32 protein-coding genes are annotated in these 21,373 nt (G+C 50.3%); 2 read left to right on the forward strand and 30 right to left on the reverse strand.

All coding sequences use genetic code 11. The annotated features are described in order from the left end of the window. From ABH897_RS16920 to ABH897_RS17010, 19 genes are all read right to left on the reverse strand, one after another. Window positions 1-177, reverse strand: coding sequence for a hypothetical protein (locus tag ABH897_RS16920; protein WP_283654405.1), 177 nt, complete (start codon window positions 175-177; stop codon window positions 1-3). Continuing rightward, the gene (locus ABH897_RS16925; protein WP_283654404.1) at window positions 174-404 is read right to left on the reverse strand and encodes a hypothetical protein; all 231 of its coding nucleotides are present in this window, start codon (window positions 402-404) and stop codon (window positions 174-176) included. Before ABH897_RS16925 ends, ABH897_RS16920 begins: the two co-directional genes overlap by 4 nt. Then, complete coding sequence (locus ABH897_RS16930) at window positions 401-622, reverse strand: hypothetical protein (RefSeq protein WP_404592468.1); 222 nt, start codon at window positions 620-622, stop codon at window positions 401-403. The genes ABH897_RS16925 and ABH897_RS16930 overlap by 4 nt, the downstream gene beginning before the upstream one ends. After that, window positions 619-1,164, reverse strand: coding sequence for a crossover junction endodeoxyribonuclease RuvC (locus ABH897_RS16935; protein ID WP_404592469.1), 546 nt, complete (start codon window positions 1,162-1,164; stop codon window positions 619-621). The genes ABH897_RS16930 and ABH897_RS16935 overlap by 4 nt, the downstream gene beginning before the upstream one ends. Next, window positions 1,142-1,651: a hypothetical protein gene (locus tag ABH897_RS16940; protein ID WP_404592470.1), complete on the reverse strand. Its 510-nt coding sequence runs from the start codon at window positions 1,649-1,651 to the stop codon at window positions 1,142-1,144. Before ABH897_RS16940 ends, ABH897_RS16935 begins: the two co-directional genes overlap by 23 nt. After that, entirely contained in the window at window positions 1,652-2,617 is a 966-nt protein-coding gene (locus ABH897_RS16945) for a hypothetical protein (protein WP_404592471.1), read from the reverse strand. It abuts the gene before it with no gap. A gap of 75 nt (window positions 2,618-2,692) precedes the next feature. Next, the gene (locus ABH897_RS16950) at window positions 2,693-2,947 is read right to left on the reverse strand and encodes a hypothetical protein (protein ID WP_404592472.1); all 255 of its coding nucleotides are present in this window, start codon (window positions 2,945-2,947) and stop codon (window positions 2,693-2,695) included. Beyond that, the gene (locus ABH897_RS16955; protein WP_404592473.1) at window positions 2,947-3,276 is read right to left on the reverse strand and encodes a hypothetical protein; all 330 of its coding nucleotides are present in this window, start codon (window positions 3,274-3,276) and stop codon (window positions 2,947-2,949) included. The genes ABH897_RS16950 and ABH897_RS16955 overlap by 1 nt, the downstream gene beginning before the upstream one ends. Beyond that, window positions 3,277-4,275 carry a DNA polymerase gene (locus tag ABH897_RS16960; RefSeq protein WP_404592495.1) on the reverse strand — a complete coding sequence of 333 codons (999 nt, stop codon included), beginning with the start codon at window positions 4,273-4,275 and terminating at the stop codon, window positions 3,277-3,279. Between the two features lie 76 nt (window positions 4,276-4,351). Continuing rightward, window positions 4,352-4,633 carry a DUF6440 family protein gene (locus ABH897_RS16965; protein WP_404592474.1) on the reverse strand — a complete coding sequence of 94 codons (282 nt, stop codon included), beginning with the start codon at window positions 4,631-4,633 and terminating at the stop codon, window positions 4,352-4,354. Next, window positions 4,630-6,447, reverse strand: coding sequence for a DNA polymerase (locus ABH897_RS16970; protein WP_404592475.1), 1,818 nt, complete (start codon window positions 6,445-6,447; stop codon window positions 4,630-4,632). The genes ABH897_RS16965 and ABH897_RS16970 overlap by 4 nt, the downstream gene beginning before the upstream one ends. Before the next feature lie 15 nt (window positions 6,448-6,462). Continuing rightward, window positions 6,463-8,235, reverse strand: coding sequence for a hypothetical protein (locus tag ABH897_RS16975; RefSeq protein WP_404592476.1), 1,773 nt, complete (start codon window positions 8,233-8,235; stop codon window positions 6,463-6,465). A gap of 71 nt (window positions 8,236-8,306) precedes the next feature. Further along, window positions 8,307-8,447 (reverse strand): hypothetical protein, encoded by a 141-nt coding sequence (locus ABH897_RS16980; RefSeq protein ID WP_283654392.1) that lies wholly within the window; start codon window positions 8,445-8,447, stop codon window positions 8,307-8,309. 316 nt (window positions 8,448-8,763) lie between these two features. Beyond that, window positions 8,764-8,916, reverse strand: coding sequence for a hypothetical protein (locus ABH897_RS16985; protein ID WP_404592477.1), 153 nt, complete (start codon window positions 8,914-8,916; stop codon window positions 8,764-8,766). 34 nt (window positions 8,917-8,950) lie between these two features. Then, the gene (locus ABH897_RS16990) at window positions 8,951-9,157 is read right to left on the reverse strand and encodes a hypothetical protein (protein ID WP_283654390.1); all 207 of its coding nucleotides are present in this window, start codon (window positions 9,155-9,157) and stop codon (window positions 8,951-8,953) included. A 20-nt stretch (window positions 9,158-9,177) separates the two neighbouring features. Continuing rightward, window positions 9,178-9,969 (reverse strand): hypothetical protein, encoded by a 792-nt coding sequence (locus tag ABH897_RS16995; RefSeq protein WP_404592478.1) that lies wholly within the window; start codon window positions 9,967-9,969, stop codon window positions 9,178-9,180. Between the two features lie 149 nt (window positions 9,970-10,118). Continuing rightward, window positions 10,119-10,643, reverse strand: a complete 525-nt coding sequence (locus ABH897_RS17000) for a hypothetical protein (RefSeq protein WP_404592479.1) — start codon at window positions 10,641-10,643, stop codon at window positions 10,119-10,121. After that, complete coding sequence (locus ABH897_RS17005) at window positions 10,640-10,801, reverse strand: hypothetical protein (protein ID WP_283654387.1); 162 nt, start codon at window positions 10,799-10,801, stop codon at window positions 10,640-10,642. Before ABH897_RS17005 ends, ABH897_RS17000 begins: the two co-directional genes overlap by 4 nt. A 192-nt stretch (window positions 10,802-10,993) precedes the next feature. Beyond that, window positions 10,994-11,596: an RNA polymerase sigma factor gene (locus ABH897_RS17010; RefSeq protein ID WP_283654386.1), complete on the reverse strand. Its 603-nt coding sequence runs from the start codon at window positions 11,594-11,596 to the stop codon at window positions 10,994-10,996. A 101-nt stretch (window positions 11,597-11,697) separates the two neighbouring features. Here ABH897_RS17010 and ABH897_RS17015 point away from each other — a divergent pair, with 101 nt between their 5' ends. Then, window positions 11,698-11,943, forward strand: coding sequence for a helix-turn-helix domain-containing protein (locus tag ABH897_RS17015; RefSeq protein WP_283654385.1), 246 nt, complete (start codon window positions 11,698-11,700; stop codon window positions 11,941-11,943). A gap of 73 nt (window positions 11,944-12,016) precedes the next feature. On the opposite strand, the gene ABH897_RS17020 is transcribed toward ABH897_RS17015, so the two are convergent. Next, window positions 12,017-12,982 (reverse strand): toprim domain-containing protein, encoded by a 966-nt coding sequence (locus tag ABH897_RS17020; RefSeq protein WP_283654384.1) that lies wholly within the window; start codon window positions 12,980-12,982, stop codon window positions 12,017-12,019. A gap of 136 nt (window positions 12,983-13,118) precedes the next feature. Here ABH897_RS17020 and ABH897_RS17025 point away from each other — a divergent pair, with 136 nt between their 5' ends. Continuing rightward, on the forward strand, window positions 13,119-13,328 hold the full coding sequence (locus tag ABH897_RS17025; protein ID WP_404592496.1) for a helix-turn-helix domain-containing protein: 210 nt from the start codon (window positions 13,119-13,121) through the stop codon (window positions 13,326-13,328). Between the two features lie 3 nt (window positions 13,329-13,331). On the opposite strand, the gene ABH897_RS17030 is transcribed toward ABH897_RS17025, so the two are convergent. From ABH897_RS17030 to ABH897_RS17075, 10 genes are all read right to left on the reverse strand, one after another. Then, window positions 13,332-14,687, reverse strand: coding sequence for a DNA helicase (locus ABH897_RS17030; RefSeq protein WP_283654383.1), 1,356 nt, complete (start codon window positions 14,685-14,687; stop codon window positions 13,332-13,334). 209 nt (window positions 14,688-14,896) lie between these two features. Continuing rightward, complete coding sequence (locus ABH897_RS17035; RefSeq protein ID WP_283654382.1) at window positions 14,897-15,679, reverse strand: P-loop NTPase family protein; 783 nt, start codon at window positions 15,677-15,679, stop codon at window positions 14,897-14,899. Between the two features lie 98 nt (window positions 15,680-15,777). Next, the gene (locus ABH897_RS17040) at window positions 15,778-16,173 is read right to left on the reverse strand and encodes a hypothetical protein (RefSeq protein WP_404592480.1); all 396 of its coding nucleotides are present in this window, start codon (window positions 16,171-16,173) and stop codon (window positions 15,778-15,780) included. Window positions 16,174-16,315: 142 nt separating this feature from the next. After that, window positions 16,316-16,642: a hypothetical protein gene (locus tag ABH897_RS17045; protein WP_404592481.1), complete on the reverse strand. Its 327-nt coding sequence runs from the start codon at window positions 16,640-16,642 to the stop codon at window positions 16,316-16,318. A 288-nt stretch (window positions 16,643-16,930) separates the two neighbouring features. Beyond that, window positions 16,931-17,308 (reverse strand): hypothetical protein, encoded by a 378-nt coding sequence (locus ABH897_RS17050; protein WP_404592482.1) that lies wholly within the window; start codon window positions 17,306-17,308, stop codon window positions 16,931-16,933. 108 nt (window positions 17,309-17,416) lie between these two features. Further along, entirely contained in the window at window positions 17,417-17,848 is a 432-nt protein-coding gene (locus ABH897_RS17055; RefSeq protein WP_404592483.1) for a hypothetical protein, read from the reverse strand. A gap of 373 nt (window positions 17,849-18,221) precedes the next feature. Continuing rightward, window positions 18,222-18,746 (reverse strand): SLOG family protein, encoded by a 525-nt coding sequence (locus ABH897_RS17060; RefSeq protein WP_404592484.1) that lies wholly within the window; start codon window positions 18,744-18,746, stop codon window positions 18,222-18,224. Window positions 18,747-18,814: 68 nt separating this feature from the next. After that, on the reverse strand, window positions 18,815-18,976 hold the full coding sequence (locus tag ABH897_RS17065; protein WP_404592485.1) for a hypothetical protein: 162 nt from the start codon (window positions 18,974-18,976) through the stop codon (window positions 18,815-18,817). Window positions 18,977-19,290: 314 nt separating this feature from the next. Continuing rightward, window positions 19,291-19,923, reverse strand: coding sequence for a hypothetical protein (locus ABH897_RS17070; protein WP_283654376.1), 633 nt, complete (start codon window positions 19,921-19,923; stop codon window positions 19,291-19,293). A 1-nt stretch (window position 19,924) separates the two neighbouring features. Then, on the reverse strand, window positions 19,925-20,788 hold the full coding sequence (locus ABH897_RS17075) for a DUF3102 domain-containing protein (protein ID WP_283654375.1): 864 nt from the start codon (window positions 20,786-20,788) through the stop codon (window positions 19,925-19,927). Window positions 20,789-21,373 lie beyond the last annotated feature (585 nt).

Genomic DNA, 21,373 nt, shown 5'->3' on the forward strand with positions numbered 1-21,373 from the left:
TTAGCGCATCTCTCCCATTCTCTTTTCTACTTCCGCAAGCTTTGCGCGTGTCTCCGCCAGTTGGCGCTCGTACTCCGCGACGTCGAGTCTCTTATAAACAAGCGCGTGTGTAAGCCTGCCGATCTGCTGGTGTAGGCTAAGTGCATAGCGTACGTAAACGTCCTCTTCCTCCGTCATGACAGCGCCACATCCGCGTACTTCCGCACTAACGGACGGATAACTCGCGCAATATCCTCGTCAGCCATTGCGTTCAGCTCTGGCGTGTCCGTCAACTCTTCGAATCTTACGATTTCAGCTTCGGTAAGGACTTCGGACGGGTCGCCGCCTACGTCCTGAAGCGTAGACGATAACGCTCCGCAAATAATCAACGCGTGTAATTTTTCGTCAGATATTACGTTACTCATTCCGCAACAGCCTCCCGTAGTAAATTACGTACAGCTTCCTCCGCATCCTCAACACGGCCGGGAACGCGGATATACACATCCAAGTAACCGCCGGACTTCGTATACACTTTCGCACCTATTCGAGTGCCTGTCGTCACGCCACGCAGGACCCTCGTGGTTCCCGCGCATATCTCGGCAACGTCATAGTCAATTTCGGTAACGTAAATTCTCGCACTCACGCCGCAATCCCCTCCGTATCTATTAAACCCTCACGTATCAAATACGCCAGCGCCACCGCACACGCATCGCTATCGTCATAACCCGTTTTAAACGCGTAATCCTCACCTAGCCGTAACAGTCTCCGCACAGCCGCCGCTACTTCCGCCTTCTCCGCTTTACCGCTGCCGGCGACTAGATGTTTAACTGACGTAGGCGCTAACGCAGGCTTTAAGTCCGCCGCCTGGTATCCGTAGGCGTACAGCGCACGATCCGCCGCAGCCCACGAAGAAAATATCGTTTGCGTAGCGCGTTTATTGCGGCCTGACGTAAAGTCCTCGCGGACAACGTGGTCAAACGGACGATATTCGCGTACAAATTGCGCTACGAACGACTCAACGATATAATTACGGACCGCGTCCGGGTCGTCCGTAGATGTAGCAACGGAAGAACACGCGACGAGGTACGGTTGTCTATTTCGTACCTCAATCGCAGCAATGCCAGGCGATAACGATAGGTCGAGCCCGAGCACACGTAACGGCTTAGGCCGCGTCGTCTTCGCCAATTCGCAACACCTCCGCTAATTTCTCGCGGATGAGTTCCGCCATCATCTCTAGCTGCTCCTCCGCGGTGCACGCCTTCTCAAGCCGCGCTCCGATATCGTACAGCGTGTCCGCATCTGATTCGGGTAACAGTCCGCGTAAGTCTCCGCCATGTTGGCCGTACGCTATCAGTAGCGCAGGGAGAACCAGGTACTCGCGTGTTTCATTCGTGGCTTCGACTTGTCTGCGTTCTTCCAACCGTTTACGCGCTTCCTCTTTCTCTTGACGCGAGGGTTTGAATACTCCGTCATTCTTCGGTTTATCCTCGGATTCCCCCTCCACGAATCCCACTACGAAAGCCCAAATCGCAAGTAGTGCGAAGAAGATACGCATCCGCCAATCCGAGTCCTCTCCGAAAATTAACGCCAAAGCGAATAGACCGCCGAGTAATACCGAGAAGACCTCACCTACGTACATAACTCCGTTGCTGATTCTTCGTCCGTATTTCATTTACGCAGCCTCCTTCGTTTGGCTTTCCGCCGCTTCCGATCTAATCCGTAAGATGTCCGCCAACGCCTCGCTCGGTCCGCGCTTCTTCCAGTCCGGTAGACTTGAGTGGTTAATCGCGATTACCTTACGTTCCAACTTCGCAATCTCCGCTTCGGATAGGGACAACGCGATCGTGCGCTTGAAGTCGTTAAACGTCCACTTATCGAGGTCAAGTTCCGGAGGATTCCCCTCCCGTGCGGCTTTTACGATATCCGCAAAGTGGTCGAGGACTTCGTTACGCATCTCGTCCGTAATGTGTAGGCCGAACACGGCAATATCCGGATTCTTTGCGAACTCCTCTGGCGTCATATTCCACGCCTTACGCGATCCATTTACGTAGAGGATAATGAAGTAATCGAGATCGTACATTTTCGAATAACATATCGTCTGCTTCACGTGATCCTCTTTTGGGCCGTTACGCGTTGAGTAACCCGACGTCATGGCGTACGTTGTCTGCTTCGATTTAACTTCAAGACCGACACGGATGACTTCGCCATCCTTCGACATGTAGCGCATAACGCCGTCCCCTGTTCCGTATAACGCGAACGTTTTACCACGGTGTTCAACGATATGTCCTTTTTTCGCGAAGTCTTCAAACATCGGTTCGCCGAGTTCGTTACGTTCGAAGCTGAATCGCGGCTCCTCTCCGATTGCCTTGGCGTAATGTTTCTCCGCGAACAGAATATCGCGTTGGATTAGGTCGCCGATTGCGGTTCCGATACGAACTTGGCGGCCCTGGTGCGGAGGTTTCGACGATATTTCCTTCTTGGCTCCCCGCATCTTTTCGTAGAGACCGCGTGAATCTGCGTTAGCTGACGAAGGAGAGAAATACGGAATGCCTCGCGGCGGCCATAGCTTGCGAGATTTGTCTGTTAGGAAATCCGCATACCAACGATGGATCTGCGCGTCGAGAGCGTCGTCGTACACTTCCGGAGCTGCGTGCCAGGAATTAAGGAATTGCGTAAAGTCTTGCGCGATTTTATTTGCGAGTTCTTGCGACAGTTAAACCGCCTCCTTTTGATAATCGTAAATGCCGAGCCTGCCCGTTTCCGTTACGTAAGCAATTGCGTAGCAGCCGACCGAGTAACCGGGACTATCGAATCCACCACAGTGTTGGTACGCGCAGGTTACGCCGAAATAGAACCTAACCACGTCAACCGCATGACGGCATATTTCCTCTCCGCCAAAATCCGGGTTTGCTTCCGCGCTCGCTATTGCATCGGCTATTTTTAATCGTATGTGCGCTTCAGTAGCCACTACGCAACCTCCTTCGTTATTACCTTCCAGCTGTAAGCGGAGCCCTTCTTCGTTTCCTCTAGCGTACGACTCGTCAATTGAACTCCGTTAATGAAATCAAATACACCGGACATATAGAGCGGATAACGCTGGCCCGATCGCGTGTCCTCGACAATAAGTCCCGCGCTTGACCGCGAACTGAACCAGTCAACAATCGTGAAGTCACCGAAGACTTGGCGTTTGTCTCTCGTAGCCTTGTAACAGCGGCAACGGCAATCGTAGCAATATCCGCGTTCATACTCGTTGCCACATGTAGGGCACATGTAAACGTTGATTTTTCCGTTAGCCACTTACGCAGCCTCCTCGTATTTGTTCTCATACTCTGGTAACGGGCAGCAATTATCGAAATCCCACTCATCTGCTCCGTACTCCATCATCCAGCGCGGTTCAATCACTATATCCGTAACAAGTGGCACACTGAACGTTACTGTCTGCGTCATAATCTCGTCGATAAGCGCGATCGTCTCTCGCGTTAATTGCTCGTTAGGTATCGAATTTTTAATTTCATCGTGAATGGATGCGTTGAACTCCCAGCCCCGCGCTCGACACTCTTGGGCGTTACGGATGCCGATACGCTTCAGCACGTCAGCCCCCGTTCCTTGAATCACGGCATTAAATGAAGCACGTTCCCAATATCCGATTAGTCCGCGTTTCTCGGACAATACGTCGATTTCGTCTTGAATACCCTGTAACTTCGCGGAGTCTAACGCACTGAGCTTCGTACTATTGCGCAACGCCTTCCGTTCCGTATATAACCGGATTAACCGCTGCTCGTTCTTGGCCGCCGCTGCTGCGACGCTCTTGTAATCCGGAAACCTCCGCTTACGTCCGTCCAGGGTTTCGACATATCCGTGTTTCCGCATAAACTCGCGGATATCGGCCACCATCGTTTTAAATGACGGAAATGTACGGTCGAAATTATCGAAGAACATCGCGGCTACGTCATCACTAACGCCCATCTTCTTCGCAAATGACTTCGGCGACTGGTCGTACGATACCGCAAGTTGGCCCGTCTTCATCATCTTCCGAGGCTGGAACGTATGTGTCGGGTCGTACGCCTTGTCGACGCAGTACTCTTGCGGTAAGTTGAACGTCATCATCGCCATTGTCGTATAAAGGTCAACGCCGTCAACGAAGATTTGGCGCATCGAGTTATCGCCGTATCTCGTGTACATGATGTGCGCCATGATGCGCGGCTCAATCTGGCCGAGGTCAGCGCCGACGAACGTAGAGCCAGGGCGGGGTATAAACTGATTACGTACGGAAGTTCCTGCGCCCTTTGACGGCATATTCTGCAAATTCGTGCCTTTAGGGACTTTGCGCTCGTCAGTGATGAGCTTACGGACGATAGCGTGGTAATTTGCATCAGTTATCGTGACCAAATGGCATACCGTCCTTATCGTAGAGTGGTGACATGCCTCCTATTCCGTTCGATGTAGTACTAGAACTTAGCGCTGCGTAATAAATGCCCGTCTCCTTATCTCTTACAGTAGTTATCACGGTAGTTGTATCTATAAAATCCCGACTTATAAACTCGAATTGTATGTTCATAGCAGTTTTTTCTTTAACGCTATCCGTACTCTCGCCACAAGCTGTCAGTCCGAACGTTAGTAATAGCGCTACTAACCCGAAAACCATCTTCTTCATATTCGTTCCTCCGTTTCAAACTCACGTAATATATCGACTGGACGTCCGCTATAACCCGACGAACTATAACGTCCGGTCGCGGTCCCTCCTGATTTAAACTCCGTGTGAATCCGACCGTCTGCTTCAAGAGCTTGTGGTATTTTCATCACGTACGTATTTAGAAGCTTCTCATAAGCAGCCACGGTCGCGAGCGGCTTTAACGCTTCTTCTTCCTGGTAATACGCCTCCATAACGTCGGCCGCAGTGCTCCGCGTTTTACCGCGCTTGAACTGTCCGGTCCGATCACGTATACCGAGATGGTCATAGATGAGATACGCCAGATGATTACCGTTCGTAATTGAAAACTCCGTAACGAACAAAGGCGCGTGTTCTTCATCTGCCGGCGCTAACTCTTCCGCCCCTAACTCCGCGAGACGTGCGACTGCGTTCGTGTACTTCTTCAGCGAAGTTTTCCCTGCCGCTTTACATTCCGCGATAATTGCACGCTGTTTCTCGGTCGCTTCCTTATTACGTGCGATCCGCCGACGTTGCTTTTCGATCCAGTCCGTAATCTTACTTGCGTTTAACGTACGGTCCATCTTACGTACAAACTCAGGTCCGATATCATACGAAGTAATTACGTCCTCACGCGCTTGCTCGAGTAACGGCGTAAATTCCGCTTCGAGCTTCGCAAGCCCGTCGAGGTCAACGACGAACCCGGACCGCGCTAAGAATACGTCTGTTTCCGGTAGCTTGGAGTCAATCATCGCGTAACAATCGAGTAGCTTACCGGAACCATCTGCGGAAGCTGCTTGCGTCATTTGCTTGTACTGCCACTCCGTAAGAGCCCATCCGTACAGAACGTCTTTTATCGCATAGATTCCGACAAGTTCGATACTAAATGGAGCCGGCGAACGGTTTCCGAACATGTCCTCGAACGTGTAGATAGGTCCGTTAATTCCGAAGAATCTTCCGTACTTTGCGGTTAGCGGCTTGAGGCCGAATGACTCTTCGTGTTCGTTAAGCATTCGCATCGCATCTAGCGAGTCCCATACACAGCCGTGAATCTCGTAGCCGTCCTTAATAGCAACGTGTAAATCGTAACGCGCCGATCCCATATGAAACGATTTGCCGTGGTTAGGTTGCGATAAATACGGAGAAATCGCCGCAAGCACTTTCGAACGCGTTAGTTGACTGTCCGTAGATTTGTGCGCACTCATATCGTCGAAAAATTCGAAGCCGGCTTCGCCGCGCATGTCGACGTGACCATACGGAATGTAATAACCTTCGTTGAGTAACGGAAGCCACACGGAGTAACCGATCGAAACGTCAATGTACGTATCAACGCCGGTACCTTCGAAGTCATTCGCGGTCATCGACTTTACGCCAAGTTTCGTCCACCTACACGGCCACTCTCGCATTTGATGGCGGCACTCTTCCCGCAAGCGCTCAACAAACGTTGGCAACTCGGAATCGCACGTTAAGATGTGAAAGTTATCCGGCTTGGTTCGTAACGTCTCTGCTATCCTTTCCGTACGTTCCTCACGTTGCCTATCCGCCAAGATACGCACACCCGCCGCAACTACGTCAGCCTTCGTTATAGAACCTCCGCCGGAGCGGAAAGACGGGAACTTGCCTGTTTCTCCCGTCTCCCTCACCGCTTCAACTGCCTTACGTTCACGCTCCGTCAACGACATTGCGCTAATACGTTCGACTGCTTCGGCTGGCGTTTCTTCTGCGGCTTTCTTACGTTTGGCTGCGTCGGCTACACGTTCGGCTATGTCCGGGTCTGCGGTTGGCTGGCGGAGATTAAGCGTTAATTTAACGTCAGCCATGAATGCGACACCTCCTTACGCTGCGGCTTTCGTAGCCTCAAGTTCCATCCGGTCAAAGCGTTGTTCGACCGGAGTGACTAGCGCCGATACTGATACGAGCCAACCGACTTCGGTTACGCTAACCGACTCAGCACCCCCATTGTCTCGACGTACAGTCACAAGCTGTCCACGTTTCAACGGCGCTCCATACGGTCTATCTACGACGACAACATCGCCCGCCTTAAACTCGTTCACCTTACGGCCAATCGCAGCCCACTTCGCAGTCTCTGCGTCAACGCGTTCGAGTTCGTCCTGCGTGTAGTAATGGTGCGCACTTCCGCCAACTACTACGGACCTAAACGGATTACAATCCTCGTCATCTCGCACGACCATCACGATAGAGCCCGTCGGAATGCAGGCTTTCGCAACGAGAGTACGCGCATATTCGCCGACTTTGAAACGTACGGGCTCCGGTTGTGGCTGCTCCTTCTCCCCGTCAGAAACGAGAGTCAATTCGGTTAGTAGTGCGATCCAGCGTTTTTGCGCCGGGAAATCCACGTAAGCTAAACCGGCTGCAATATCACGTACTGTGCCGATATCTCCGTTGCTTACCTTGCCCCATTTGTAGCGCGGAGTCTTGCCCTCTTCGATCGTAAGGCGGACGGTAGAACCGACTTCAATCGTGAGTTTTGCGAGCTGTTCCGGTTTTGCGTAACCGTAAGGGATATCACCGCCGACAAGCTGAATGACAGGCGCGTGACCGTGCGTTTCGCAAAATGGCGTATCAACTTCGTAAATTCCTCCGTTGTCGTATCCGTTCAGCGGATGTTTACCGCCACCGCTAATCAAACGCACCTTCTCGCCTACTGCGAACTGACTCCGCGGGTCCGTAGTAGTCGTTTCAGCCGCAAGTTTACGTTTAGCTTGCGCTACCTCTTCGTCGGTTGCGCGGACTACGCTGCTCGCAAACAACCACCCTGCGTATTTTCCCGATAATGATGCGAGTTTGTACGGGACTGGGCTGCGGTCGTCCTCTTCGATTACGTAAATCCCGCCGATAATTGCGAAGCCATTTCCGGATGTAGCTTTCACGTGATCTCCGACCTTTAGTCGAGTTTGCGCCAGGAACCCCGCTTCTGTTGCGGGCTCGTGCTCGTCCGGACCGAACCAGTCCCTGGATACGCCACGATCGTCAGCGGTTTCGCCCCGGTACGGAAGGAACTCAGACTCGTCGTCCTCTACGATTTTTACGATCTCGCCGATTTTAAATCCGTGCCCGCGAATCTCGCCCGTGATCTTAGCGTAATCCCCAACGGTCAGCCATCTAGGTGCGGGTTCCTCGGCTGTTACGGGTTCAAGCACGACGTACTCCCGATGAGCAATGACCGCACGCTCCCCATTAATAACCGCCCACACGCGCCCATCCTTCGGATCGGCCTCAGCTACCGTAAGCTCAGCGCCATTATCGTACGGATCGGACGCTAGCATTCTATCGATGATACGGATACGTTCGCCTACTTTGGCGTAACGTTTAACCTCGCGATAGGCAGTGCCGATCTCCGATACTTTCGCATACACTTTGAACTCTTCGCCGCAAAGGTCGTGGTTGTCACCGTCGTTATCTTCAATTTGCGGGTCACCGCAACCGTCAATCTCTGTCACCGCGTAAAATGCGCCTTTCGTAACGTAGTCATCCTCGTCGTCGTATCGGATGATATCGCCAACTTGCGCGTCACGGTCGACTTTACGGTACTTAACGCCATTTACCTCTACGTCCACAGCCGGTACAGTTACGTTCAATTTCGCCATTTAATCGGTCTCCTTTAGGGGCTCGTTGGCCCGCGTTTTATTGGACTTGCGTAATCTTCCGTAAACTACGACTAAGCTACGAGTGCTAACGCTGGCGCGTCCGGCTCGGGTTCGTCAAGATTCCGATTCAACGCGATGGACAACTCGACCCAACGCTCGGACGCCCGTGCCTCGCTGCACCAATACTCGCTCAGGCATCGGTTCTCGAACATGAACACACGCGGAGTCTCGCCATCGACCGCCCACACGCCAACGATATAGTCAGCGTCGGCTCGATCGTACGTCGTGCCGTTGCCTTTCTTCGCGTAAACTACGAGGTCCGCGATTCCGTCACTGCGCTCGCGATCCGAACGTCGACGCACCGTCTTGACTTGGATCTTAACGTGGCGGCCCGTAAGTGGCTCCGTCGCTAATACGTCGTAAGCTTCCGCTGTTTCCGACGTGTGGATGGTCCACCCGTTAGCCAACAGCGCAAGACGCGCCGCCAGCTCCGAATACTTGCCGGTAATTTCCGTTTGATGTGCCGTATTACTCACCTCCTTTACGTAACAACCCGCCGACAATAGTGATGATGACGATGAGGCCCGCCGCGTTCAGAAATCCGAAACTGAACCCGAATACGAACGAAATCAGGAACGCCAGCACCCACGAAAGAAAGGCGTAAGCTCCGAATGTCAGCAAGATCGTGAGTAAGAACGCTTGCCACGGACTGAGTTTACTGAGCATATTCCGCGCCCCTTTCCGGATAATTTACCGTGCCCACAACGTCGTCAATCTCTAACGTCGGACGAGCTACGGTAATTTTGACGTAACCTCTGCCGCGAAGTGCGTTGGTATAGCCCTCCGCGTCCTGCTCCGTTACTCGGTACGCGACCGGTTGCCTGCCGTCATTTTTGTCCGCGATTAACCAAACATTGCCCATACACGCATCTCCCTTCGTAATTAAAACGGCAAGTCCTCTTCGCTGATATCGATAGGCGCATCCGTTTGTTGCGGCTCGGTCGGCGGAGTTTGTGCGGCTGCTCCGATAGACAAGCCCAAGCGTGAGATATCGAAGCCCGCGATAACGAGGTTCTTTATCTGTTCCTCCTTGTCGGCTACGTACAAGCACGTCTCGAACGATTCCATATCGAAAGGTGCGTCCGCCAGCTTTTCGAAGTTCTTACGTTCCTCGTCCGTCAGGTCTTCGTCTGCGTCGATAATCGGAGACAACGCAACGACTGCGTTTGTGCTCGTACCTGTCTTCGAAAGTTCGAACGCGATCGTGCCGAGTTTCTTTGCGTACTTTTCGATAACGGCTTTGAGCGTTTTCTCTTGCTTCGGACTCAGGTCAACTACGATGTCCTTGCCCGTCGTCAAGTCGAAAAATGCACGCAGGAACCGTTGTTTACCGCGATACAGATACGCTTCATCCGTGATCTTCTTGACTGCGCCCTCGCTCGCGCCGCCGTCTTTCGCAGTTTTAGCGTCGGCATACAGTAGTTCAGCCGCCTGATCCCAAACCGTCGCACCGGACTCGATGTATCCGCGAGCATTACGTACAGCTCCGTTTTTCGGAACGAACGTGTTTACCTTCTTGAACACGCTGTAACCGTAATACTCCGCGACGTCGTTGACGGACTTGACTCCGACTTTGAACGTCGTACCGGACTTGAACGATACAATCGGGCTTTCTTGCGTGCCTCCATCGTTATTCGTCGCTGCCGCTTCGCCTTTACGTGTGAAAATGGACATCCAATCACGTTCCCCTCGGTTAATTTTCGGACTGTATTCTTACGTCCGCTACACGGCACCGACGTATTTGGCAACGGGCCCCACCCCGTACGTCAATACCGCGTAGCCGGCGTAAGAAATTCCGGCTTTCTTCCTATTAAATAGCGTAGTCATACAACGTAAGCTGCGACCGCCTTCGCTACCTTGCGTTTCTCGTGGCGGATGTTTTCGATATCCGCGTCAATTTGCGTAAAGTATTCGTCTATTGCAGAAACACGAGCCTGCATTGCGAGCTTGACGGATTGGCTACGAGACTTCTCAGCGCGCAATAAACACGAAGCCCGTTCGACTGCCAATTCGAGCTTAGCGATTGTATTGCGCTTCATCGTCGCGACCTCTTTGCGCTCAATCCTACGCAGCTCCCGCATTACAAGCGCTTCAACTTTACTCCGGATTGGGGCGGCGACCTGATCGCTTGGGTAAAGCGTGATGACTGCGTCTTGATCTGGCGCAACAATAAATGTAACGTGATTCTTCGCGAATAATCGTGACGGCTTACCCTCCTCGGAAACAACCGACGCCACAAAACGAGCTTGACGTAAGCCGCTCCGTATCCATTCCTCGGCAATGCGTTTATCTACGCGAAACGCAGATATCGCTTTATCAATCGCGTGCTGACTTACGGAAATTTTCACGCGATCACCCGGCCTTTTAGCAGCGGATGGATATCGAAAATGTCCGAAAAATCTTCGTAAGTCGAGACGTTTCCGTTATATAAAACGTTTGGAAATCGTTTATATTGCGAATTTACGTTGTTATACGTATTTAAATTACGGTCATATTTGCGTTTCATTTTAAACACCTCCGGGTATAATAACGTTGACAACCGTTATCAATGCTGGTATTATGCTAAATGTGTGGTAAGCGAATTACCAGAAAAAATACATAATGCATATACAACGATTTTGTTTAGTGAATGATTCATTGTGTTATAATGCATTTAAGGGATAGTCGGGCCTCATGCCTGAAGCTCCGACTCCCTCTGTTATACCGCCAAATATTCGCCTATCTCACCGAAACGATTAGCGTCGTATCGTCGTGATAGCTTGCGTAATTTGCGGCTAACAGTCTCGTGGTGTATTCCTAGCGCTTTAGCGAGCGCCGTGATGGAATCGTACTGCGAAAACTTCGTTACGATTAGCGTCGTAACATCATCGACCTGGGTAGGGTCCGAAAGATAGGCGATCAGTTGACGCTGATCGTCTTCTTTCTTTAATACTCTGTCTTCAACTAGCTCACTATCCGCGATATTGAGTGTTAGCGCACTCTCTTCGGATGAATCAATGCTTAATTCAAAACTCTCGGAACGGCGAAGTTCAGACCTGAGAAAATCTATCCTTGCGTTTTTCAATGATCTGGATACCAACTTACCAAAATTTAACGCTCCGTCTCTAGCTGTTAGTTTTAAGATCACCGAGTCAAGTATCTCGTCGGCATCATCTATACTACCGAGACCCGTTGAGGTTACCCTTCGTCTATTTTGTCTTTGAAATTCTTCAATAACTTCTTGATATACGTTATTGAAGTTTTCCGGGGTCTTGGAGACAAAGAACTCATTGGCTTTTTTATTTAGTTTTTCAAAACTCAAGGTTACTCACTCCTTAGTTATGGCTTACATATACTACAACGGATGAGAAATACGTTTCGCACACTTTTAAGAAAAACTTTTAAATTTATTTGGAGGCATTTATGGCTTATACAGTCATTAAATGCCTGCTCGGAAACTTGCTTGATGATGTTGAAATGACACAAGCGGAATTATCGCGACGGACCGGTATCCACAAAAGCCAGATTAGTGCGTATATAAACATGCGCTACAATAAAAGCATGGAAATTGCACACGCACGTCGTATAGCGGAAGCTCTCGGTGTAGAGAACCCTTACGATCTGTACGAATGGAATAACGGTCAACCGAGCGGGCGCACAGACGATTAATTCGATCTGTGTGCCGTAAATGGACGTGATTCACGTCCGACTTGTCGCCCGTATAGCTTCCCCGGTCCAGTGACTATGTTGACTCTTTTAGTTTCGCGATGACGCCGCGCTTAGTGGCGCCCTCACATAATGCGTTAACCCTCGCAGTATCTCCAATCTCATTTAGGTCCTTGGCCGGGTTTGGTACGTAAACATCGTATAACTCACAATACCCACGCATCTTATCAGCTACCTCTTCGCGTAGTTTTACGCCCGCCGCGTCATTATCCGTCCCGATTAACAGTGTCTTTACCGGAGACCTGCGCAACAATTCTGCTTTCGCATCTGTAAACGCAGACCCTCCGACTGCTATCGCCGGTACGCCGCAGCTCCATGCGTACAACGCGTCTATTTCCGATTCTACGAGTAACACACGTTCAATCATACGTGAATAAACGATGTGTATCCCGTATATCATATTCCGGACTGGAGCGCCGCCACGCGCATACCAAAACGCCTTACTCCACGTCGCTCGCCATTTCACGTTTATTGACGTCCCGTCCGGAGAGTGCCACGGCATAACCACCGCATTTTTCGCGCGATCAAATCCGCAACCGAACATACGTTGTATTTCTGGCGATATGCCTCGGCCTGTTAAGTACGGGATTTCCTCCGTGCGGTACAGCGACAGATCAATCGGTTTCGGTTTAGGCGGCGGCTCCAATGGTACTAGCTTTAGGCGCAGTCTCGGCGGGCCTGCTTCTTCCACGATTCCGGTCGTAAGCTCCTCGCGGGATTCCTCGTACGTAATATTCCTTATAAACGCGTACAGCTTGATTGGACCACCGCGCGACCACTCCGCGTCCTCTGCGCCAAGATCCGTCCAACATCCGAAAGCGGGCGATTCTGGATCGGTAATAAGCGAAAATGACGGCGTGCTATCTTCACGCATGCCGAAAGGTGATGTTGCGTTGAGGCGTCCGCGATTATTCGGTTGAATACTGCGCCAATCATAGGACCAAATTGCGGATAAGAACGTGTCGGCGTTTATGGCGCGCACATTGTTCGTCCTCCTTTCTTATTGCTTTTCGTTCTCATTTGTTGTATCCTTTGCATAAAGCATTTTTTGAACTTTAAGTTCATAGCTACATCATATGGAACTTAAAGTTCAAAGTCAACCCTTCGGAGGAAAAATAATGAATAAATTCTCAGAACGTTTTGAACAACTTAGGATAGAAATGAATCTCTCGTACCAAGATGTCGCGAACGCTTTGAATATAGGAGAGCGGGCCGTACGTTACTACGTGTCCGGAAAAAGACTACCAACTGTTGAGGGCCTGTGTATCCTCGCTAACATGTTCGGCGTGAGTACCGACTTCCTTCTCGGATTGTCTGACGAGAAGTAGGCGCTAAAACCCGGCCACTCCCGCAAACTGCTCCGTCAGTGCCTTGCGATCAGGCTCACGCAAAACTCCGTAATCCATTAGCGCTATTAAGTCTATCGTAAACCCTTCGCCGCCGTTCCTCCCCTTTTCAACTCCGATTTTGCCGTTGCCGTTCGTCGCATCGAACGCAAACAGGTTCGTGGCAATCTCCAGTACAGCTCCCGTTGTCTTTACTTGGTCGCGTTTTGGTAGCTTTATCTCGCGATCCTCGCCTGCCTCGACTTCCTGTTTCTCTGAACGCGCCTGGATCGTGTATATACCCACAACGTCATGTGCGCCAATGATCGCCTCAAGTCTACGCGCAGCCTGTTCCGCAGCGCCGCCTGTGGTCTTGTTTGAGTTGCGACCGTAAACATCCGCGAGCCCGTAGAACGGATCAACGACTACGGCGTTTATTTCTGGATGTTCCGTAAGCTCCCGATCTAACTCGTCCAAAGTACGCGTTAAATCATTGTCGCCCTTTGCCTGTAGAATCAAATTACCCGGATAGTAGTCGTTCACTTTTGCGGCCATCTCTAGCAGATACTCCTCGACATCACCTTCGAGTCTGCCCGAAAGTATGTCCTTATTCGGAACTCCAACTTTCACTATAAACTCTGAGGAAGATATTGCCTCCTCGCGCGCAGTAATGATTGAAAGTAGGCGAGAGAACCAGGGATACCACTTTACTTCGTATGTTTTCACGAGAACATTGGCACCTTGTCGAAGTAATTCGTCAACAAAGACAGCGGAGAGATACGTTTTCCCACGGCCCGATTCCGCCATGATCCCGTAAATGTCCCCGGAGTACAGACCGCCAATCTCCGCATTCAGTGACTCGAAAGGGGTGCGCCAAAGTGTGAACGACTTCCCGGCCTTCCTTTTTTGGTACTCTTCCGAAAACGCACCGGCGAGGGTATCGAAGGTATTCCCCGCCGTTTTACGAACACCTGTTCCCGTTTCCAGTTTAATCCGTTCGACCCGTTTCGTCAACCACTCCGTTAGTTCTGTGAATGGGACGTTCCCAAACTTTTCGCCTAATTCATCGTTAATCATTTTCGCAAACTCGCGATTGCCTACGTCTTCCTTCATCTTCCCGACTAGATATTCGTAACTGTCGGTAACTCCGGGTATATACTCAACGTCCGGACAATTCGCGACAAAGGTTGCATATGAAGGCGTTTTCCCTTCGTTCTCCACGGCGAACCCATTGATGAAGTCGAATGCCTGACGCTCGCTCTGCGTTGGAAAATCCGTGCGCTTTACGTTGTATTTCTCGATAGCTAACGAATTTCCCGAATCAATTAACCGCGACATAAATTGCTGACTAATTATTGACATTACTCACACCTCCTGTTTTACAACATCCTTAACCCTACGTCAAAGTCGATTTGGGACGATTTTACTATGTTACCACTTCGACAAAATAGTAATTATACGTAAATAATTGGACACATTTAGGTAAAGACGCATACATAGATGTGCAAACATGTGTAATCTTTCGACAAACCGTGTCGAAATAAGGCTTGGAAGATTAATGTAACTCGTATTTACGCCGTTTTTCTCACGTTTACGTTTCTTAACCCGCGTTTACTCCCGCCTACAAACGGCACCACTACGCACATGTCCTGTACTCTATCGGCTAGTCTTGCGTCAAACACCGTATTCAAGTCGTCGATTGTTACGTTAGACGTGTATATCGTCGGTAAGCCGTTCGCCGTGCGGTAATTGACGATGCTGTGTAAATCTGCGCGAAATGCATCGGTTGCCGACCGTACACCTATATCGTCCAATACTACGAATGGCGTGCGGCAGGCGCATAACTCCATTGCGTAATATTCGGCTGCGTGGCGTTCCGCTGTTTCCGCTGGCACGTGTGATCGATTGAACCCGAGGAATAACGTTTGCCAAGCGTTAACATCGAGAAAGTATGCGCACCTTTCCAGCGGCTGCCTGTCCCGCTGGAGCGATCCGATATAGTGGCGCACGACGTACTCGTGTAAAACCGCGCTCGCCGACGTAGTTTTTCCGGTGCCAGGAGATTCCGAATAGAGGTATAGCGATTTTATACGCTCCGTTGCAACATCGAATTGCCGCTTGAACGTGTTAACGTACGCGTCGATGACCTTATAAGCCCCCGCTTGATCCTCTCTTGCCGGAGAGTTTTGGAGCGTTACGCCTGCGTACTCTTTCGGGACACCTGCCGCTGCGATTCGCCCACCTGTTCCGTTGAATCCGTGAACTGCGATCCAGGACGAACAGAGGTTATTACAGCTTGTTCCACCTGCCTGAGAGCAATGCGTAGAAAGTATGCACTTGTCTGCGTTAGACATTGCGTTCCTCCTCACATATTTAGTTTAGCATCTTTTAAGAATTTGTCCGCAACTATTCATATGATACGAATATTTATTGACTTATGAATAAAAATGTGCTAAAGCCATTCGGCGAGTTCCTCCGCAGCCATCCCGCCGTTAACTACGGTCGCCTCCGCTTTTTCCTTGCGCTGCCTGTCCGCAAGGATACGGGGAATTACCGCGTTTAAACGGTAGCTAATAGCGAACCCTGCCGTAAGTATCGGATAGTCCGGTACGGGCTTATATTCACGGAAAATCAACGTGAAGGCTTCGTGCAAAACGTCTGCTCCGTGCTCTGCCAAAGCACGTTTAATTGCGCCTTGTTCAAACCCCCAGTTACGCATCGGTAGGTACATCTCGACCCCGAAGTGCTCGCGATTCAGATCGGCGAACATCGCGTGTACAGTTCGTACGTTCCATTGTGAGTGCGGTAATGTGCGCCAGGCTGTACGGTCGATTTTTTGCCTTGTCACTTTCTCCCCTCGCTTTCTATGATACTCTCACTTAAAGAAATTTCTTGTTCGCATAAAATACGAACACTCATCATAATAACGATAATCCATTGTTAAATGAATCATTTTCGCGTATGTGAAGGGTGAAATTAAGCATATAGAACTATCTGCTTAGGTATCTTTTCGCGGACCCTATCGCGTAATCTGTACCGCTCGACATGCGTACTTGACGGAGGTCTCCTCGATTAATCGCGTCTACCAATCCGTGCAACAACCCCTCAGTAGCGATTGCCCTACGAATTGCTTCCGGCCAGCCTTCGCGTGCCTCTGTGAAAAATAGCGCGTCCTCCGTTCGAGCGAATCTTCCGATTAAGCCATCCGGAAGTCTATCGTCAATATACTCGCAGAATACTTCCGAATCCCCAATACACATCGTTGCCCCTTCGGTCGCCGCCCCGCATATCGCTAAGTCTGCGTTTAATTCTCGCATTTCGTTACCGCCTCCGTATTATAGATTGATAGGGTAATCCTAGTAAAACCGCAAATTCAGCGATTACCGAAAAATAACTACAAGCTCGGGATGTACGCAAAAGCGAACTTATGTATACTTAAATATACATATGTTTCCTTAAGCGTACCTAATTACATCGAAAATAGGTATTTTGTGCTCACTGTTTGTTAGCCTCTTACTGTAAAATTCTCCGCCATACTACCGTTTTCTCACGTTTTCATTTTGCATAAATTATCACGGTAAAATGACGGTAGAAATCGGTCTTTATCACGACTGCTCCAGGACGTCAATACCAAGCATATCGAGTGTGTACTTGATGCCGTCCGCGAACGCGTAATCCTCGGGAAACGTGTCGTATCTTCCGGTACCTTCGCTATGCCGTTGGTGAGTGCGCGCGATCTCCGCCCGCATCTGCTTTCGTGCTTGCTCTTCCGTTATCTCACACTCATACCCGTTCACCAGCGCGGTCAGTATCGTTGTGAATGGAATCGAGCGGAGGGTAACGATAGACGGACCGTTGAACACCTTCTCATCCAGTACCACACGCAAGAGCCCTTCCGTATTATCTGCGCCAAGTATGCCACGTACTTTCTCGATCGCATCCGCAACCTCCGCAGGTATTACTGGTTTATTGACGTTTGACATTTACGCTATCCCCTTCCGTATTTTTATTGCCGCGATACCATTCGAGGATATCGTCGACCGTTTCGAATTTTGCGTTATTCATGTTGCGATCAACCTTTCGTTATAAAATCACACGGCTTCGTCAAATTTACATCCTGCCCGTTCCTCAAATGCCTGCCGTTGCTTAAAGCGCTGGTACGCCTCCTGAGCGCTACGAGCGCGGGATATCGGCGCACCTACCCGCAAACATTCCGCAATAAATCCGTAATCCGTGTCGCTATATGGAAGCCCCGACGTACACAAACGCCAATGGACTAGCTCATGTAATAGTGACCCGATTACGGCTTCTTCGGATCGAGACGCATTTACTACGGCTGACATGCGTACCTCACGCAAGGAGTCATCCTCGGTGGTAGATCTAAAGCACGCCCACCTATTCCGCCAAGGACGATTAACCAATACGAGAGTTCCCGTATAATCAACGCCCCAATGCTTGCGCGCTAACTCGTTCGCAATCGAAAGTAGCCGCGCCTGTTCCGCGAGTAATTCCGCTTTCTTCATCAACATTCGCCTCCTAGTCCCACCACGGTATCCGTCGTTGAATACGAGTAACAGCGTCCGGGTTTAGTTTAAGGTAGTTAGCTACGTACCTATCCGCGTCACTTCGGTCACTAAAAACACGTAATTTTCGTTCTTTTGTACGTCCGAATAACCCCTTCCGCATTTCGTAAACAACGTACTCCCAACCCACGCTGTCACCCCCACGTAATATCAAGCGCCTGTACGTTCTCGAATATATAAGCCTGCGGGCCGTATTTACGTTGCGCCCACTCGCCCGCCTGACTCCGAGACTCAGCTTAAACAACCTCCTTGATTTCGGTACCTACGTAAACTACGAATGTATTTTGTGCCATCGGTTTACCTACGCGTATCATTAAGCGGCCTCCCTTCCGTCGGGGTTAATTCGTATGATGATTGGTGAGTGTGCCGCTTTCTCCGCATACTCTATACAGTTGCCGGTTCCGCCTTTTGTTCCGTCCCATACCGCAATCACGAGACCGGAATTATCCACCATCCACGCGTTACGTCGCTGCATCTTCCAAGCAGCGTAACCCGGATCACAAACGTACTGTACGTCATCGCACCGTGCTATAATATCAGACCAGCGTACACGCGACGCTTGCGGCCACTTGCCTTCTTGCCCCTCGAACGGAACCGCAGCCACTAGGCGTATACGTGCCGAAGTAGTAGCTCGCAGTTTCAATACGATTTCCGCTGCGACCATATCGACGCCCAAAGCCATGCCGCTAATGAACGTATCATACCCTTGCTCAATGACGTTCCTTATCCCCCGCTCAAGATCAGATTTGACACGTACCATAGTCGGATTCGACTCGTCATAGCCGCCTAACTTATTCGGGCGATGTCCCGTAAAACATACCGTTTTGCTTCGTATCATTTCCCCGTCTCCTTTACGTTAAATTAGCGCCTTTACCCGTTACCCTACCGAATACCCTCGCATGACCGTTACGCGCCTAATCTGACGTTAAACTCAGGCGTTAATCCAGCGTTAATCGCATCGGCAAGCTCCTGCGTAGTCTGTCGCAAAAGGCTGCCGATTTCCGCAAGGCTGGACGCGCCTGAAGCTGCGACAGTACGCATACGGACCGAATCGAGTAACGCCGCCAAGCCGCCGGACGTTAACGGATAGTAGCCGACGTCGTCCCAACGTTCGCGGAGTTCCGGAGCTGGCGCGCCTTCGACCGCTTTATAACCGGGCGCTTTCGTGGGGTCGACGAGCTTGCGTTGACTGACGATAAACTGCGTTCCATCTGAGCGTAGTGCGAAATTAGCGGTTAGTTGTACGTTCATTAAGTAAAACACCTCCGAGATTATTGTGAGGAAACGTGTACGCGTCGAGTACACACACGACGAGACAGAAGAAAGATAACGTTACGGATGCGAGTAATACGGCGGTTATTTTCATACGCGATTACCCCCGTTTACGCGGACTTAGAACGTTTGCGCGACCGCTTCGACTTCCGTATAGCCGTTCCCATTGATGCCGCCTTGTCTATCTCGCGTTGGATAACCTCTACGAACGCCTCTGTGTACCCATCCTCTATTAGCGTATAGACTTTCCGACCTTCTGGGTGAAGATATTTGAAAACAGTTTTCTCACGAGGTCTGTAGCCTGTAGCGGCTTCTAATTTGTCGAACATAATCTTATAGACTACTCCGAAGCTCTTATCATCTGTACTTAGGTTGCGGACATCGGCGTATTTATAAAGAAGCCTCGCTACTTTACATCTGCTCTTTTCTCTGACTTGATCTTCAGGACTCAAGTCGTCAACGTTGTCCGGAGCTCCATAATGGGGCTCTACTTTGTACCCCTTAATGCCTGACTCACCTGTAGCGGTGAACTTAAAGGACGTAGCTCCGTCTTGCATGGACTTTAAAATAGAAGTAGCTTCAAATAATTCCCGACGCATCTCGGACAGGTCATCATGAAACGTGACAAATTGCGATTCCTGCCGAACTACGATACTTCGCAAAACTTCGTTCTCCTGAATAAGCGTCCCTACCTTAGTCGACAGTTCCGTAATCTCTCTTTTATTTCCCGTAAAAAATTCCATATTAACACTCCCCCTCGATAATATTGTAGTCAGCGTCAATAACGTCAGTCCGGGCGTATTGCCCATTCGGGAACACGGATACTAGGTCTCGTAACGCACTGACCGCTTCCGTATACTCACGTGCAGTTAGCGGGTCTAATGTCACAATAGCGCTATTGTACTGCGCCATATAAGCGTACCTTTTCGCAAAGTCGCGTACGGCTCGGCTGAACGACATTACTGACGCGGTTAAGTCCTGCGTGTTGGTAGCGAACGCGGCCCGCCCCAAATCGTCAATGTCTCCGTACCTCTCCTCGTACTTTCGTAGCCGTTCGGATATGTTCGGATCGGCCACGTACTCCGTTCTTGGCGGTTGCGCACGCACAGCTTCGAGCGTATCGCACATAAGGCCGTAATCGTCCTCCGCCTTCTCAGCGCGCGCCTCCGCTTGTTCTCGTGCCTCGCGTTCGACCTTCAGCGCGGCTTTGACTTCGCGCAGTTCACGGACGGTCATTTCGTCGACGGTTTTAGTCGCGCCAGTTGACGGAACAGTGTGTAGAGACGATACAAAAGATGTGCGGTCGATGTCGGATGGCAATCTCGAAATTTCATCCAGTATTCCCATCGAAATACTTCCCGACGTCGGGAACTTTGTATCTCCAAGACGCTCAGCTATCTTCAAAAATCGGTCTGCCTGTGAAGATGACATTTCGATTTGCCGTAACCATACTGTCCAGCCACCGTGTGACTCAGTAAGTTTGGTTTCTTTAACGTGTTTTAATCGGCGTCCGATTTCGAAGATAGCTTCGCCTGCGACGCGCTTGTATGCGTTGATTTCCGCAGTTATCGTAGGTAAATCCGTTGATAGAGTTGCGACTTCACTCACGTTGACTCCTCCTTTAGTTTTAGTTTGCGGTGATTACGTCAGGTCATCGAAAATCGCGATACGCCTTGACCGTAGCAATAATGAGATACAGCGCCCACATTCCGAGAGCGATACTGATCCACGTAGCGGCTTCTTCCGACGCGACAATAACCATTTGTACGAACCTCCTAATTTGTGGTATAATTTACCTAACCTTCGAACCGTGGACGAATTAGTGATCATGCCTGAATCCCTAATTTCAGTTTGCGTGAGAGGAGGCGAGAGAATGCTAATACATACGGCGGGTCTTACCTTTTGGTTAGACGCTGACGTTATTACCTCTACCTTGGGGTACGTCAGTCACTTCGCATGTTGTTTAGCCGCGAGACCCTTTATCCGAAGACTCTTTGGATAGGGTCTTTTCTCTCTTCTACTGCACTAAGCTCGTAATTCGCTTCGCTCATTCTCGCCGTCGACTCTCGTCTCCGTACATCTTTTACGCGTGATAATCTTTTTATTAACTTACGCCGCGTAGTATGAAAGGAGGCAACGCCGACTGAATAGCGAAGCGTATGTTTTATCTAGTTCTTAGTGGCTCTTGCTAAA

It is taken from the genome of Paenibacillus sp. RC73 (assembly GCF_044908085.1).
Taxonomy (GTDB): domain Bacteria; phylum Bacillota; class Bacilli; order Paenibacillales; family Paenibacillaceae; genus Paenibacillus; species Paenibacillus terrae_A.